15 protein-coding genes and 1 pseudogene are annotated in these 15,117 nt (G+C 40.3%); 6 read left to right on the top strand and 10 right to left on the bottom strand.

What is annotated here, in order from left to right; genetic code table 11:
• Positions 1-355: 355 nt before the first annotated feature.
• Both H7N67_RS01890 and H7N67_RS01885 read left to right on the top strand, forming a co-directional pair.
• A pseudogene (locus tag H7N67_RS01890) lies at positions 356-1,498 on the top strand (AAA family ATPase); the annotation flags it as partial.
• Positions 1,499-1,575: 77 nt separating this feature from the next.
• Positions 1,576-1,959: a hypothetical protein gene (locus H7N67_RS01885; RefSeq protein WP_187938859.1), complete on the top strand. Its 384-nt coding sequence runs from the start codon at positions 1,576-1,578 to the stop codon at positions 1,957-1,959.
• Between the two features lie 521 nt (positions 1,960-2,480).
• On the opposite strand, the gene H7N67_RS01880 is transcribed toward H7N67_RS01885, so the two are convergent.
• The 10 genes from H7N67_RS01880 to H7N67_RS01835 all read right to left on the bottom strand — a co-directional run bounded on the left by H7N67_RS01880 (position 2,481) and on the right by H7N67_RS01835 (position 9,718).
• On the bottom strand, positions 2,481-2,783 hold the full coding sequence (locus tag H7N67_RS01880) for a hypothetical protein (RefSeq protein WP_187895849.1): 303 nt from the start codon (positions 2,781-2,783) through the stop codon (positions 2,481-2,483).
• A 23-nt stretch (positions 2,784-2,806) separates the two neighbouring features.
• Positions 2,807-3,802: a ketoacyl-ACP synthase III gene (fabH, locus tag H7N67_RS01875; RefSeq protein ID WP_187938858.1), complete on the bottom strand. Its 996-nt coding sequence runs from the start codon at positions 3,800-3,802 to the stop codon at positions 2,807-2,809.
• Positions 3,803-3,826: 24 nt separating this feature from the next.
• Positions 3,827-4,846 (bottom strand): phosphate acyltransferase PlsX, encoded by a 1,020-nt coding sequence (gene plsX, locus H7N67_RS01870; RefSeq protein WP_001865043.1) that lies wholly within the window; start codon positions 4,844-4,846, stop codon positions 3,827-3,829.
• Positions 4,847-4,912: 66 nt separating this feature from the next.
• Positions 4,913-5,059 (bottom strand): 50S ribosomal protein L32, encoded by a 147-nt coding sequence (gene rpmF / locus H7N67_RS01865; RefSeq protein ID WP_000290431.1) that lies wholly within the window; start codon positions 5,057-5,059, stop codon positions 4,913-4,915.
• A gap of 15 nt (positions 5,060-5,074) precedes the next feature.
• Positions 5,075-5,431: a DUF177 domain-containing protein gene (locus H7N67_RS01860; protein ID WP_187938857.1), complete on the bottom strand. Its 357-nt coding sequence runs from the start codon at positions 5,429-5,431 to the stop codon at positions 5,075-5,077.
• 24 nt (positions 5,432-5,455) lie between these two features.
• A complete protein-coding gene (ndk, locus tag H7N67_RS01855; protein WP_000813730.1) occupies positions 5,456-5,869 on the bottom strand; it encodes a nucleoside-diphosphate kinase in 414 nt (137 codons plus the stop codon).
• Between the two features lie 65 nt (positions 5,870-5,934).
• A complete protein-coding gene (gene metK, locus H7N67_RS01850) occupies positions 5,935-7,092 on the bottom strand; it encodes a methionine adenosyltransferase (RefSeq protein WP_000655158.1) in 1,158 nt (385 codons plus the stop codon).
• A 64-nt stretch (positions 7,093-7,156) separates the two neighbouring features.
• Complete coding sequence (gene lpxD / locus H7N67_RS01845; protein WP_127993760.1) at positions 7,157-8,167, bottom strand: UDP-3-O-(3-hydroxymyristoyl)glucosamine N-acyltransferase; 1,011 nt, start codon at positions 8,165-8,167, stop codon at positions 7,157-7,159.
• Between the two features lie 9 nt (positions 8,168-8,176).
• Positions 8,177-9,004: an enoyl-ACP reductase FabI gene (gene fabI, locus H7N67_RS01840; RefSeq protein ID WP_079341006.1), complete on the bottom strand. Its 828-nt coding sequence runs from the start codon at positions 9,002-9,004 to the stop codon at positions 8,177-8,179.
• A 9-nt stretch (positions 9,005-9,013) separates the two neighbouring features.
• The gene (locus H7N67_RS01835) at positions 9,014-9,718 is read right to left on the bottom strand and encodes a triose-phosphate isomerase (protein ID WP_187938856.1); all 705 of its coding nucleotides are present in this window, start codon (positions 9,716-9,718) and stop codon (positions 9,014-9,016) included.
• 214 nt (positions 9,719-9,932) lie between these two features.
• On the opposite strand from H7N67_RS01835, the gene H7N67_RS01830 reads away from it, so the two are divergent.
• Genes H7N67_RS01830 through clsC form a run of 4 tightly spaced genes read left to right on the top strand, consistent with a single transcriptional unit; the run spans position 9,933 to position 15,114 of the window.
• Positions 9,933-10,700 carry a fumarate reductase cytochrome b subunit gene (locus H7N67_RS01830; RefSeq protein WP_001183639.1) on the top strand — a complete coding sequence of 256 codons (768 nt, stop codon included), beginning with the start codon at positions 9,933-9,935 and terminating at the stop codon, positions 10,698-10,700.
• Between the two features lie 9 nt (positions 10,701-10,709).
• Positions 10,710-12,854 (top strand): fumarate reductase flavoprotein subunit, encoded by a 2,145-nt coding sequence (locus tag H7N67_RS01825; RefSeq protein ID WP_000705958.1) that lies wholly within the window; start codon positions 10,710-10,712, stop codon positions 12,852-12,854.
• Positions 12,847-13,584, top strand: a complete 738-nt coding sequence (locus tag H7N67_RS01820; protein WP_001282405.1) for a fumarate reductase iron-sulfur subunit — start codon at positions 12,847-12,849, stop codon at positions 13,582-13,584. Before H7N67_RS01825 ends, H7N67_RS01820 begins: the two co-directional genes overlap by 8 nt.
• Positions 13,585-13,605: 21 nt before the next feature.
• Positions 13,606-15,114, top strand: a complete 1,509-nt coding sequence (clsC, locus tag H7N67_RS01815) for a cardiolipin synthase ClsC (RefSeq protein ID WP_108529129.1) — start codon at positions 13,606-13,608, stop codon at positions 15,112-15,114.
• Positions 15,115-15,117: the final 3 nt, after the last annotated feature.

Raw genomic sequence — 15,117 nt, 5'->3', positions numbered from 1 at the left:
AACTTTGATTTTTAATAGAATGCACTAAAAAGCGAATGGATCTAGGTGAAACGATATTCAAATACCTAACAGATATGCACTTACATCTCCGCCCTAAAGGACGGAGTTTTTCGTGCTAGTGGGATAAAAACTAACATTCTAGTAAGAATTGAACTTAAAATTGATGAGAATAAAAAAATATTATTAATAATTATTGATAAGATAAATTGTCTAGAGATAGATTTGCAAGAAACTTCTAGCAATGAGTTTATTGCTTCAGAAAATGATAAATATATTAAATATAACAACCCATATGCATCTAAATAAACCAAAAGTCACAATGTTTCTAAATGAAAAATATGATGTTGTTTTCAATTTCTATAGTCATTCTGAAAAATTTCTCTTCTGTAAAAAAACGAATCTTCTTGAAGAATTGGAAAAAGAATTAAAGAAAATGGGTGAAAAAATCAACAAAAAGTTTAACGAAAGTTTTTGTATTAACCCAGATGATGAACACAGATATGTTTTTGAATTCTGTTTGCAAGAACAGCATTTTTTGCACATAAAAATCAAAAGAGACAATGAGTATTTAGAGCTCGCAAAACAAAGCACTGGATTCCAATGGTTTTTTAACTTGTTTTTTAATTTTTTATATAAATACCATCATAATTACGAAGGAGTTCCTGCTAATTATGGTGAGTGCATTGTGGTTATGGACGAGCCAGCCACTCATTTGAGCGTGCCAGCCAGAAAGGAATTCAGGAGATTTTTAAAAGAATACGCTCATAAAAATCATGTTACTTTTGTTGTAGCCACCCATGACCCCTTTTTGGTGGATACGGATCATTTAGATGAAATAAGGATTGTAGAAAAAGAAACAGAAGGTTCTGCGATTAAGAATAGCTTTAACTACCCCCTAAATAATGCGAGCAAAGACTCCGATGCCTTGTATCAAATCAAGCGTTCTTTAGGGGTGGGTCAGCATGTTTTTCACAACCCCCAAAAACACCGAATCATCTTTGTGGAAGGCATCACCGATTATTGCTATTTGAGTGCTTTCAAATTGTATTTCAATAAGCGAGAATTCAAAGACAACCCCATTGTTTTCACTTTCTTACCCATTTCAGGGCTTAAAAACAATCCAAACGACATGGAAGAAACCATTCAAAAACTCTGCGAGTTAGACAACAACCCCATTGTTTTGACAGATGATGACAGAAAATGCGTTTTTAACCAACAAGCAACGAGCGAACGATTTAAAAGGGCTAATGAAGAAATGCATGATCCCATCACCATCTTACAACTCTCAGACTGCGATAGGCATTTCAAACAAATTGAAGATTGTTTCAGCGCAAACGATAGAAAAAAATACGCTAAAAATAAGCAAATGGAATTGGCCATGGCGTTCAAAACAAGGCTTTTGTATGGCGGAGAAGATGCGGTAGAAAAACAAACAAAAAGAAATTTTTTAAAATTATTCAAATGGGTTGCATGGGCTACAAACTTGATCAAAAACTAAACGCAACAAACGATTAAAAAAGAATATATCAAATTTGATTATAATACCCCACAAATACTATTATTGAAAGGATTTTGATGTTTAAAAAAATGTGTTTGAGCTTGCTGATGATAAGCGGTGTTTATGTGGGGGCAAAGGATTTGGATTTCAAGCTGGATTATCGCGCAACTGGGGGGAAACTCATGGGGAAAATGACGGACTCTAGTCTTTTAAGCATCACTTCTATGAACGATGAACCGGTGGTGATTAAAAATCTTATTGTCAATAGGGGAAATTCATGCGAAGCGACTAAAAAAGTGGAACCCAAATTGGGCGATAAGTTTAAAAAAGAAAAACTCTTTGATCATGAATTAAAATACTCGCAACAGATATTTTACCGCCTGAATTGCAAGCCTAACCAATTGTTAGAAGTTAAAATCATCACGGACAAGGGCGAGTATTACCACAAGTTTTCTCGATAAAAAGGGTTTTTAATCTCTGTTCTATAATGGGGTGTTGGTCATAAAATTCAAAAATGCTAAAGGCTTTTTTAATATCAAAAAGCTTCTTTAGCAAGCGGTAACTTCTTAAAAAACAGACTAAAAAAATATTAATTTATCTATACTTGGTTCTTGATGGGTTGTTGGTTGAGTTTTTAGTTGAGAAGCTACTGATCATTACTGAATAAAACAATTAAGAGTAAGACTATACCGGCTATGTAAGGGAAAAATATGAGTATAAAAAACACGCAATAGAAAAAATATTCTATAAATTTATCCCATATTCTACTAAAAAACCATCATTAACATCATTGTCATCATCTCTACCTTTAAATATTTATACACCACTTCTGACAAGCCACTAATACAAACCCAATAGCCATAATAGGTAGTAAAATAACTACTATATCTCTTACTAATATAAACACGATTTTGTCTTTTGCTTTAAAAATAATTTCTGCTATAAGTCTGCTATAAGAAATAAAATCCCTAAAGAAACCCTTTTATGGAGTTCCTTTTTGAGCTTGCTCTAAAGCCATTTGCGCATGCTTGCAATCCTTTTTAAAAGACTTCGTAATAAAATTAACCTTAAGCGTCGAGTCAAAGGCTTCATGGCATTTTTTAAGCTTGTGATCGCGCTCTTGCGGATCTTGCAAATAATATTTCACTGAATGCACAAAACTGAAATGAAACCCCATAGGAGGGATACGGCTATCTGGCGTGCCTTCACAATGATCACTACAATAATCACTTTGCGCTTCTAAACCCCCTAGCATGACTAACAATAAAAAAACAACCTTTTTCATCAAAATATTCCTTCAATCTTTTCTTAACTTCCTCCAAAATACACCAACGCTGAACCCCAAGTCAATCCCCCACCAAAAGCGTCTAAAAGCATTAAATCGCCCTTTTTCAAACGCCCCTCTTCATAAGCTTCACACATGGCCATAGGGATACTGGCTGCTGAAGTGTTGCCGTATTTATGCACGGTTAAAACCACTTGCTCATCTTTAAAATCCAAATGCTCTCGCACCGCTTGAATGATCCTAAAATTAGCTTGATGCGGGATAAACAGACGCACATCTTCAGGTTTGAGAGCGTTTTTTTCTAAGATCATTTCCACATCTTTTAAAAGCGTTTTCACCGCTAGTTTAAACACTTCATTGCCTTTCATGCGCAAAAAAGGCTCTAAAGCTTCTTCTTTAGCGTTAAAGGGCGTGGGTTTTAGAGTCCTTGGCGTATAGAGATAATTAGAAAAATTCCCGTTCGCTGAAATTTGCACATCTAAAATGCTTTCTTTTAAACGCTTGGTTCTGCCTATCACGCACGCTCCAGCCCCATCGCCAAATAAAATACAAGTCCCCCTATCCTTAAAATCCAACACGCTACTCGTTTTTTCTGCCCCCACAATCAGCACATTTTCATACATCCCGCTCTCAACATAAGCTTTAGCCACCGATAAGAGGTAAATAAAACCCGTGCAAGCGGCTGAAATATCAAAAGCCGGCTTGTTTTCAATGCCTAATTTCGCACTCAGCACGCAAGCGGTTGAAGGCATGGCTAAAAAATCAGGGCTTAAAGTGGCCACAACCACTAAATCAATGTCTTTTGGAGTCAAACGCGCTCTCTCTATGGCCTGTTTAGCCGCTATTACCCCTAAATCGCTGCTTTTTTCTTCATTGCTAGCGAAACGGCGTTCTTTGATACCGGTCCTTTTTTCTATCCATTCATCGCTGGTATCCAAAAATTGCTGGAACTCTGCATTTTTCACACGCTCGCTTGGAACATGCATCGCAATGGATTTAAGAGAGGCGTAAAATTCCATTCAATCCCCTTAACATAGTCATCTTTAAGCGTCTTGCTGATCACTTTGAGGCACAGAAACGCTAGGCTTCAAGCTCTCAAACGCTTGAGTAATCCTCAAACAAACCTGACTTTCAACAGCGCTAATAGCCTGATAAATCGCGCATTCAACCGCTCTAGCGTTGCTCTTGCCATGGCTAATGATCACGCTTTTATTCACGCCCAAAAGCGGTGCTCCCCCATATTCAGCGTAATCGGTTTTTTGTTTTAAAATACCAAACGCATTCTTAAGCATCAAAGCCCCCATTTTAGATTTAAAAGAGCTTTTAATTTCATCTTTAAAAATAGAGCCTATCGCGCTAGCGACCCCTTCTGTTGTCTTTAAGACCACATTCCCCATAAAGCCATCGCAAACCACCACATCCACAACCCCTTTGAAAATATCGCTCCCCTCCACATTGCCATAAAAGAAGTCATAAGCTTTCAGCATTTTATGCGTTTCTTTAACGAGCATGTTCCCTTTAATATCTTCTTCGCCATTACTCAAAAGACCCACCTTAGGGCTATCATAATGCAACACGCTTTTAGCGTATTCATACCCCATAAGAGCAAAATCAATCAAATATTCAGGCTTGCAATCCGTGTTCGCTCCTGCGTCTAATAGCACGCTAGGGCGTTTACCAACGCTAGGCATCAAAGTGCAAATAGCGGGCCTTTCAACCCCCTTGATACGCCCTAAACGCAAGGTCGCTAAACCCATAGTCGCTCCGCTATGCCCCGCTGAAATCAAAGCGTCAGCCCCATTTTTCAAAATATCCATACCCAAGTAAATGGAAGATTCCTTACGCTTAATCGCCTCAGTGGCGGCTTCTTCCATTTTAATATAATCTTGCGTGTGGATCATTTCCACTTTGCTGGCTAACTCTTTAGAAATAAAAGGGGTCGCTTTGTCTTTATCCCCCACTAAAACCGCACTAAAACTCTTATTCTCTAAAGCCCTTGAGACTCCCTCAATAATGGGTAAAACCCCATGGTCAGCCCCCATTAAGTCTATTACAATTTTCATCATGCGTCCTTAAAAGGCTTGTTGCAATCCTTTAAATACTTTCTATCACTAAAGATAGCTTTTATATTAGTATTCTTTAGTAAATTTGTTAATATGGTGGGGAAGCTTCCAAGTGCCATCTTTGGCTTTCACAGGTTTAGCCAACTTAACGCTATAATGCGTGCGCCTTTTTGCCGCTCTTGTCTTACTCACTCTTCTATCAGGTACTGCCATAAATTCTCCTTCATTTCAATCTGCATAATGGTAGTCTAATTTAATAGACTCCACTTCAGAGCGTAAAATTTCGCTCAAATCAATAAAACCATTGAAAGATTCAATAACATCTAAATTATCAAAATCCAAACTTTGGCTTTGCGTATCCCACAACCCGTCTGAAATATGCAAAACCAACGACTCATCAAGGCTTTTTTTAAACTCTTTACCGCTTGTATCGCAAATAAGCATCAATTCACCCTTAAGGCGCGCTTTCAAGCGAAACAATTTCGCCCCCACTCGCACGATTTCACCCTCTAAAACCACTCCCTCATGCTCTAAAGAAAAGACTTTAGGCACATTAAAAGCGATTTTACGCATTTCAAATTGCATGCTTATTTAAAACGCCCTTAAATCTTAAAGATCTCTAGCGGCAAAAAAGAAAGCGATTTCATTGTGCGCGTTTTCCAAGCTATCGCTCCCATGCACCGCATTAGCGTCAATGCTTTCAGCAAAATCCGCTCTGATAGTGCCTTTTTGAGCGAGTTTGGGATCAGTCGCTCCCATAAGATCTCTGTTTTTAGCCACGGCATCCTTGCCCTCTAAAACCATAACCACCACCGGACCACTGACCATAAATTCTATTAAATCTTTAAAAAAGGGTCTCTCTCTGTGGATCGCATAAAAGTTTTCAGCGTCTTTAACGCTCAAATGCAAGCGTTTCATAGCAATCACTTCCAAGCCGTTACTCTCAAAGCGATCAATGATCTTACCTACCACTTTTTTCTTAAGTGCATCAGGCTTAATAATAGACAGCGTTCTTTGTTTCAATTTAAACTCCTTGTGAATTGTTGATTATACAAAAATTTTTTAAAATATTACCCTTAAAATATTTTTTAACGCTTAAAGAACGCTTTAATCTCCTCAGCTTTGTTGGTTTTTTCCCAAGTGAATTCCTCTAATTCGCGCCCAAAATGCCCATAAGCTGAAGTGAGCGAATAAATGGGTCTTAACAAATCCAAGCTTTCAATAATGCCTTTTGGGGTGAGTTTGAAAACCGATTTCACGCATTTTTCCAACTCCGCGCTTGAATACTTGCTCGTGTTATGCGTGTTCACATAAATAGACACAGGCTCTATCACCCCAATCGCGTAAGCAAGCTGCACGGTCGCTTTATCGCAAACCCCGCTCGCTACCAAATTTTTAGCCACATAGCGGGCCGCATAAGCCGCGCTCCTATCCACCTTGCTAGGGTCTTTCCCGCTAAACGCTCCCCCGCCATGCGGGCAACTCCCCCCATAAGTATCCACGATGATTTTTCTGCCCGTCAAACCCGCATCGCCTTGCGGCCCACCGATAACGAATTTTCCTGTAGGATTGACAAAAAACTTGATATTGTCATGCAAATATTCTTTGGGTAAAACCTTATAGACAATCTCTTCAATCACGGCCTCTTTTAAATGTTTTTGTGAAACTTCTGGGGAATGTTGGGTGGAAATAACGATCGTATCAATGCTTACAGGCTTGTTGTTTTCATAACGCACGCTCACTTGAGACTTGCCATCAGGCCTTAAAAAAGGCAGAGTGTTGTCTTTTCTTTTTTGAGCCAGAGCGAAAGTGAGCTGGTGCGCTAAATGAATGGGTAAGGGCATGAGCGTTTCAGTCTCCTTGCACGCATAACCAAACATAAGCCCTTGATCCCCTGCCCCAATCTCGCCATCTTCTCTATCCACGCCTTGATTAATATCAGGGCTTTGCTCGCCAACGCCATTCAAAACCGCCGCGCTCCTGTAATCAAAGCCATAAAGAGCGTCTGTATAGCCAATCTTTTTAACCACTTCTCTTGCAATCTCTTGCATAGGGGCATAAACAGAAGTTTTTAACTCGCCAGTGATCATGCAAAAACCATTAGAAACTAAAGTCTCGCATGCGACTTTGGCTTTTTGATCGCGCTCAATAATGTAATCTAAAACCGCATCGCTGATTTGATCAGCCATTTTGTCAGGATGCCCCTCGGTTACTGATTCAGAAGTGAAAAGAAAACTATCTTTCATTGATTGTCCTTATTAAAATAATCATTCGTATTCAAAATGGGCTTATTATAGCTTATTTCATTCTTTAAGACTTGAAAAACCCTTTAGCTTTTTGCAACAAACTCGTTTTTTGCTGTTTCCTGAAATTCGTTCGTAAATGAGCCAGGAAATGGTGCCATTCATGGATTTCCATAGCAGGGATCGCTCCGGCAAAATTAGTGTTAGGGGGCAAGTCTTTACCCACCGCGCTTTTACCCCCAATTTGAGTGAATTCACCCACATGCAAATGCCCCCCAATACCCACTTGCCCGCCAAAAACCACATTACGGCCAGTGGTTGTAGAGCCGCTCAAGCCCACTTGAGAGACGACGATGCTGTGTTCACCTAAAACGCAATTATGCCCGATTTGAACCAGGTTATCAATCTTAACGCCCTCTTTAATCAAAGTCTCGCCAAACACCGCCCTATCAATCGCCGTGTTAGCGCCAATTTCTACATTTTTTTGAATCCTAACAATCCCCACATGCTCAATTTTGACATGCTCTCCTAAAGCGGTGTGCGCATAACCAAAGCCATCGCCTCCGATCACACTGCCTGCATGGATAGTAACATTGTCTTCTAAAATCGTGTTTTGATACAAAATAACACGAGGATACAAAACGCAATTTTTACCGATTTTGACCCCATCAGCGATCACCACACCCGGATAAATCAAAGAGTTTTCGCCAATTTCTACGCCCTCTCCAATCACAACATTAGGCATGATCGTTACTTTTTCAAAATGTTTAGGCTCAATCACGCTTTCTGGGTTTTTAAAAAAAGGGATTTTAAAGGCATGCGAAGCTTTAGCAAAGGCTAGATGCGGGTTATCCACGATTAAAGCTTGCATGTGTTTTGGCACTTTAGAAGATTCTTTTTTACGGATAAATACCGCCCCGGCTTTTGAATCTTTTAAAAGTTTAAGGTAACGCACTTGGTCAATATAGCTAATATCATTAGGCGTAGCCTTATCCAATTCCGCTAAGGCATGCACTTCAAAATCGTTTGAAAATTCCGTTTCAATAGAATAGGCGCTTAACAATTCGCTTAATTTCATCAATACCCCTTATGGTTCTTTATGCAAATCCCACAATAGCGTAGCTTTATTATCTTTTTCTTCCACAGCCCCCATGCCCATCACATGGTAGCCAGCATCCACAAAATGTACTTCCCCACTCACCCCATTAGACAAGCTAGAGAGCAAATACATCCCGGCATTGCCCACTTCCTCTAAACTCACATTTTTTCTTAAAGGGGCGTTGATTTCATTCCATTTTAAAATCATCCTAAAATCAGCGATCCCGCTAGAAGCGAGCGTTCTGATAGGCCCGGCCGATAGGGCATTCACTCTAATATTATGTTTGCCTAAATCCACCGCTAAATAACGCACTGCGCTCTCTAGGGCCGCTTTAGCCAACCCCATCACGTTGTAATGCGCCATGTATTTGGTGCTGCCCAAATAGCTTAAAGTCAAAACAGACGCCCCGTTATTCAATAAAGGTTTTAGAGTGTTTGTCAGCTCTATTAAAGAATAAACAGAAATTTCCATAGCGGTATTAAACGCGCTTTTAGAAGTTTCTAACAAGCTCCCTTCTAAAGCCTCTTTAGGGGCAAAGGCCACGCTATGAACGATAAAATCCAATGAGCCTAAATCCTTTTTAACGCTATTGTATAGCGACTTGAAATGCTCTTCTTTGCTCACATCCAATTCATACACATAGGGGCTATTCAATTCCTGCGCGATAGGCCTCACGCGCTTTTCTAAGCTATCATTCAAATAAGTGAAAGCCAAAGTAGCTCCTTGATTGAAGCAAGATTGAGCGATCCCATAAGCGATGGATTTATTGTTTGCCACCCCTACAATAAGCCCTTTTTTACCTTTTAAAAATCCCATGATTTTCCTTTATAAAAATGAAATGATTGTTTTAAAATTTTCTAATTCCAAAGACGCGCTCCCGATCAACAAGCCATCCACGCTATCAATCCCTAAAATTTCTTTAGCGTTTTGCACATTCACGCTCCCCCCATACAATAAGGGCGTTTTTTGATTTAAGATTTGCTTTAAAAAACCATGCGTGAGGTAAATATCTTCTAAAGACGCGCTTTTTTTGGTGCCAATCGCCCAAATAGGCTCATACGCCACAATTAAATTGGAATAATTAAGATCAATATTTTCTAATTGCTCATTTAAAAATTCCTTTACAGCCTTAAAGCCCTTTTCTCTGGTCGTTAAATCTTCGCCAATACAATAGACAATTTTAAAATTTTTATCTTTAAAAAAATCAAACTTTTCTTTCAAAAAGCTAGGGCTTTCCTTTAAAAGCGCTCGCCTCTCGCTATGCCCTATTAAAAGCGTGTGGATTTTTAATTCTTCTAAATGCTTGGAAGTGATTTCACCGGTAAAAGCCCCACAATCTCTAGGGTAAGCGTTTTGCGCTCCTAAAGTGAAATGCAAAAACGCATTAGGCAATAACCCCAAAAAATCAGGGAATACAAACACCCTATCAAAATGCTGCGGTTTTAAAGTTTTTTCTAATTCTTTTAAATACGCATGGCTTTTAAAAATAGGCATAGCGGATTTAAAATTAGCCATGGCAATTTTTGTCATTGAACGATCCTTATTTTATAGGTGGTAACTATCCCTTATTATATCTAATAGCGTTTAAAAAATGTAAATTTTAAACAATAGACCCCTTGAATTGAATTTTTTCTCAATTTAGGTTTTGTTTATAAGAAAAATTATTTCAAATGTAGTAAAATTAAGGCAGTGTTTTTGCGTCAAGCGATTTTAGGTTAATTTTGAGTTTTTAGGAGCAGTTTTTATGCAACAAGAAGAGATTATAGAGGGTTATTATGGTGCTAGCAAAGGGCTTAAAAAGAGCGGTATTTACGCTAAGCTAGATTTTTTACAGAGTGCTACGGGCTTGATTTTAGCGCTCTTTATGATAGCGCACATGTTTTTAGTCTCAAGTATCTTGATTAGCGATGAAGCCATGTATAAAGTGGCGAAATTTTTTGAAGGGAGCCTGTTTTTGAAAGCAGGCGAGCCGGCTATTGTGAGCGTGGTTGCAGCAGGGGTTATTCTTATTTTGGTCGCGCATGCTTTCTTGGCGTTAAGGAAATTCCCTATCAATTACAGGCAATACAAGGTTTTTAAAACCCATAAGCATTTGATGAAGCATGGCGATACGAGTTTATGGTTTATCCAAGCCTTAACCGGGTTTGCGATGTTTTTCTTAGCGAGTATCCACTTATTTGTCATGCTCACAGAGCCTGAAAGCATCGGGCCTCATGGCTCAAGCTATCGTTTTGTCACGCAAAACTTTTGGCTTTTGTATATTTTCTTATTGTTTGCCGTAGAATTGCATGGCTCTATCGGGTTGTATCGCTTAGCGATCAAATGGGGGTGGTTTAAGAATGCGAGCATTCAAGGCTTGAGAAAAGTCAAATGGGCGATGAGCGTGTTTTTTATTGTTTTAGGGCTTTGCACCTATGGGGCTTACATTAAAAAAGGTTTAGAAAATAAGGACAATGGCATTAAAACCATGCAAGAAGCCATAGAAGCTGATGGGAAATTCCACAAAGAATAAGGGTAGAAAATGAAAATAACATATTGTGATGCGCTAATTATTGGAGGCGGACTGGCCGGGTTAAGGGCCAGTATCGCATGCAAACAAAAGGGGTTAAACACCATCGTTTTAAGCCTAGTGCCTGTTAGGCGTTCGCACTCTGCAGCCGCTCAAGGGGGCATGCAAGCGAGTCTTGCGAACGCTAAAAAAAGCGAGGGCGATAATGAAGATTTGCACTTTTTAGACACGGTTAAGGGGAGTGATTGGGGGTGCGATCAGCAAGTGGCTAGGATGTTTGTAACCACTGCTCCTAAAGCCATTAGGGAATTGGCCAGTTGGGGGGTGCCTTGGACTAGGATTAAAAAGGGCGATAGGCCTGCGGTCGTCAATGGTGAGCATGTTATCATTACCGAAAGAGACGACAGGCATGGTTATATCTTAAGCCGTGATTTTGGCGGCACTAAAAAATGGCGCACATGCTTTACGGCTGATGCCACAGGGCATACCATGCTTTATGCGGTCGCTAACGAAGCCTTACACCACAAGGTGGATATTCAAGACAGAAAGGACATGCTCGCTTTCATTCATCATGACAATAAATGCTACGGGGCGGTGGTAAGGGATTTAATCACAGGCGAAATTTCAGCGTATGTTTCTAAAGGCACGCTTTTAGCTACTGGAGGTTATGGGCGCGTGTATAAACACACCACTAACGCCGTGATTTGCGACGGAGCTGGGGCCGCAAGCGCTTTAGAAACCGGCGTGGCTAAATTAGGCAACATGGAAGCGGTGCAATTCCACCCTACCGCTTTAGTGCCAAGCGGGATTTTAATGACTGAAGGTTGTAGGGGCGATGGCGGCGTTTTAAGAGACAAGTTTGGCAGACGCTTCATGCCCGCTTATGAGCCGGAGAAAAAAGAGCTTGCGAGTAGGGATGTGGTCTCAAGGCGGATTTTAGAGCATATCCAAAAAGGCTATGGAGCCAAATCGCCTTATGGGGATCATGTGTGGCTGGATATTGCTATTTTAGGGCGTAACCATGTGGAAAAAAACTTGAGGGATGTGCGCGATATTGCCATGACTTTTGCGGGCATTGATCCGGCCGATAGCGAAGAGCAAACCAAAGACAACATGCAAGGAATGCCCACAAATGAGCCTGAATACGGGCAAGCGATGGCTAAGCAAAAAGGCTGGATCCCCATAAAGCCCATGCAACACTATTCTATGGGTGGGGTTAGGACAAACCCTAAAGGCGAAACCCATTTAAAAGGCTTGTTTTGCGCGGGCGAAGCGGCGTGCTGGGATTTGCATGGGTTTAACCGCTTGGGGGGAAATTCTGTGAGTGAAGCGGTGGTCGCTGGCATGATCATAGGGGATTATTTCGCGTCGCATTGTTTGGAAGCGCAAATTGAAATCAACACGCAAAAGGTTGAAGCCTTCATTAAAGAAAGCCAGGATTATATGCATTTTTTATTGCATAATGAAGGCAAAGAAGACGTGTATGAAATTAGAGAACGCATGAAAGAAGTCATGGATGAAAAAGTGGGCGTTTTTAGGGAAGGCAAAAAATTAGAAGAAGCCCTTAAAGAATTGCAAGAGCTTTATGCACGCTCCAAAAACATTTGCGTGAAAAACAAGGTTTTACACAATAACCCTGAATTAGAAGACGCTTACCGCACCAAAAAAATGCTCAAACTCGCGCTTTGCATCACCCAAGGGGCGTTACTGCGCACTGAAAGCAGAGGGGCTCACACAAGGATTGACTACCCTAAAAGAGACGATGAAAAATGGCTTAATCGGACTCTAGCGAGCTGGCCTAGCGCTGAGCAAGACATGCCCACGATTGAATACGAAGAATTAGATGTGATGAAAATGGAAATCAGCCCTGATTTTAGGGGCTATGGCAAAAAGGGCAATTTCATTCCCCACCCCAAAAAAGAAGAGCGCGACGCTGAGATTTTGAAAACGATTTTGGAATTAGAAAAGCTCGGGAAAGACAGGGTAGAAGTCCAACACGCACTCATGCCTTTTGAATTGCAAGAAAAATACAAAGCCAGGAACATGCGTTTAGAAGATGAAGAAGTCAGGGCTAGGGGGGAACATTTGTATTCTTTCAATGTCCATGATTTATTAGACCAACACAACGCTAATTTAAAAGGAGAACACCATGAGTGATAATGAACGAACGATTGTAATTAGAGTGCTAAAATTTGACCCTCAAAGCGCGGTGAGTAAGCCGCATTTTAAAGAGTATCAATTGAAAGAAACGCCATCCATGACGCTCTTTATCGCTTTAAATCTCATTAGAGAGCATCAAGATCCGGATTTGAGCTTTGATTTTGTGTGCCGCGCTGGGATTTGCGGCTCTTGCGCGATGATGGTTAATGGGAGACCGAGATTGGCTTGCAAAACCCTAACTTCTAGCTTTGAAAGCGGGGTGATTACGCTCATGCCCATGCCCAGTTTTACGCTCATTAAAGATTTGAGCGTGAATACCGGCGATTGGTTTTTGGATATGACTAAAAGGGTGGAGAGTTGGGCGCATTCTAAAGAAGAGGTGGATATTACTAAGCCGGAAAAAAGGGTTGAGCCTGATGAAGCTCAAGAAGTCTTTGAACTAGACAGGTGTATTGAATGCGGGTGCTGTATCGCTTCTTGTGGGACTAAACTCATGCGCCCTAATTTCATTGGGGCTGCTGGCATGAACAGAGCCATGCGCTTTATGATTGACAGCCACGATGAAAGAAGCGATGATGATTTTTATGAGTTAGTGGGCGATGATGATGGTGTTTTTGGGTGCATGAGCTTGATTGCTTGCCATGACACTTGCCCTAAAGAATTACCCTTGCAAAGCAGTATCGCCACTTTGCGCAACCGAATGTTGAAAGTGGGTAAAAGCCGCTAATTTCTTTTTAGTAGGTCGTTTTTGAAAATCTTTTTAGTCCTTTTAAGCGTCTTTTTTTTTAATGGGTGTTTTGGGTTAGTCTATAAGACTCCCATTTCAAGCCCCCCTATCTCTTATGATCCCTACACTACCACCATTGGGAGCTTATACGCTAAAAATTTGAAAGAAAACCCTAACCATAGTGCGGCCATTCTTTTAGAAGACGGCTTTGACGCTTTATTGCACAGAGTGGGTCTTATTAGAATGAGCCAAAAAAGCATTGACATGCAAACTTATATTTATAAGAACGATCTTTCCTCTCAAGTGATCGCTAAAGAACTTTTAAATGCGGCCAATCGTGGGGTAAAAGTGCGCATCCTTTTAGATGATAACGGGGTGTATTCGGATTTTTCAGATATTATGCTCTTAAATTTCCATAAAAACATTGAAGTGAAAATTTTTAACCCCTACTATATCCGCAATAAAGGCTTGCGCTATTTTGAAATGCTTGCGGATTATGAGCGCATTAAAAAACGCATGCACAACAAGCTTTTCATCGTGGATAATTTCGCTGTCATTATAGGAGGGCGCAATATTGGGGACAATTATTTTGATAACGATTTAGACACGAATTTTTTAGATTTAGACGCTTTGTTTTTTGGGGGGGTTGCTTCAAAGGCCAAAGAAAGCTTTGAACGCTATTGGAGGTTCCACCGCTCTATCCCTGTTTCATTATTAAGAACCCATAAAAGACTCAAAAACAACGCTAAAGAAATCGCTAAGCTCCATGAAAAAATCCCTATCAGCGCTGAAGACAAAAACCAGTTTGAAAAAAAAGTCAATGATTTTATAGAACGCTTCCAAAAATACCAATACCCCATTTATTATGGGAATGCCATTTTTTTAGCCGATTCACCCAAAAAAATTGACACGCCCTTGTATTCACCTATCAAAATCGCTTTTGAGAAAGCCCTTAAAAACGCTAAAGACTCCGTTTTTATCGCTTCATCGTATTTTATTCCAGGCAAAAAGATGATGAAAATCTTTAAAAATCAAATTTCTAAGGGGATTGAATTGAACATCCTTACCAATTCCCTTTCATCTACTGATGCGATAGTGGTCTATGGGGCGTGGGAAAGGTATCGCAACCAATTAGTGCGAATGGGCGCGAATGTCTATGAAATACGAAACGATTTTTTTAACCGCCAGATTAAAGGGCGCTTTAGCACCAAACATTCCTTGCACGGCAAGACGATTGTTTTTGATGACAATTTAACGCTTCTAGGGAGTTTCAATATTGATCCGCGCTCTGCATACATCAACACTGAAAGCGCGGTTTTGTTTGACAACCCGTCTTTTGCTAAAAGGGTGCGTTTGTCGCTTAAAGATCATGCCCAACAATCATGGCATTTGGTGGTGTATCGGCATAGAGTGATTTGGGAAGCGGTGGAAGAAGGCATTTTAATCCATGAAAAAACTTCGCCTGACACTTCCTTCTTTTTGCGCTTGATTAAAGAATGGTCTAAAGTCCTTCCTGAAAGAGAGCTTTAAAAC

The organism is Helicobacter pylori (genome assembly GCF_014498195.1).
In the GTDB taxonomy this organism is placed as follows: domain Bacteria; phylum Campylobacterota; class Campylobacteria; order Campylobacterales; family Helicobacteraceae; genus Helicobacter; species Helicobacter pylori_DO.
This window is presented reverse-complemented; position numbering and strand designations above follow the sequence as displayed.

Excerpts from the sequence above, each read along its gene's own strand:
- H7N67_RS01825 (WP_000705958.1), top strand. The coding sequence starts at position 10,710 with ATGAAAATAACATATTGTGATGCGCTAATTATTGGAGGCGGACTGGCC.
- H7N67_RS01830 (WP_001183639.1), top strand. The coding sequence starts at position 9,933 with ATGCAACAAGAAGAGATTATAGAGGGTTATTATGGTGCTAGCAAAGGG.
- fabH (WP_187938858.1), bottom strand. The coding sequence starts at position 3,802 with ATGGAATTTTACGCCTCTCTTAAATCCATTGCGATGCATGTTCCAAGC.
- metK (WP_000655158.1), bottom strand. The coding sequence starts at position 7,092 with ATGAAAGATAGTTTTCTTTTCACTTCTGAATCAGTAACCGAGGGGCAT.
- H7N67_RS01885 (WP_187938859.1), top strand. The coding sequence starts at position 1,576 with ATGTTTAAAAAAATGTGTTTGAGCTTGCTGATGATAAGCGGTGTTTAT.
- fabI (WP_079341006.1), bottom strand. The coding sequence starts at position 9,004 with ATGGGATTTTTAAAAGGTAAAAAAGGGCTTATTGTAGGGGTGGCAAAC.
- H7N67_RS01835 (WP_187938856.1), bottom strand. The coding sequence starts at position 9,718 with ATGACAAAAATTGCCATGGCTAATTTTAAATCCGCTATGCCTATTTTT.
- H7N67_RS01880 (WP_187895849.1), bottom strand. The coding sequence starts at position 2,783 with ATGAAAAAGGTTGTTTTTTTATTGTTAGTCATGCTAGGGGGTTTAGAA.
- rpmF (WP_000290431.1), bottom strand. The coding sequence starts at position 5,059 with ATGGCAGTACCTGATAGAAGAGTGAGTAAGACAAGAGCGGCAAAAAGG.
- lpxD (WP_127993760.1), bottom strand. The coding sequence starts at position 8,167 with ATGAAATTAAGCGAATTGTTAAGCGCCTATTCTATTGAAACGGAATTT.
- H7N67_RS01820 (WP_001282405.1), top strand. The coding sequence starts at position 12,847 with ATGAGTGATAATGAACGAACGATTGTAATTAGAGTGCTAAAATTTGAC.
- H7N67_RS01860 (WP_187938857.1), bottom strand. The coding sequence starts at position 5,431 with ATGCAATTTGAAATGCGTAAAATCGCTTTTAATGTGCCTAAAGTCTTT.
- plsX (WP_001865043.1), bottom strand. The coding sequence starts at position 4,846 with ATGAAAATTGTAATAGACTTAATGGGGGCTGACCATGGGGTTTTACCC.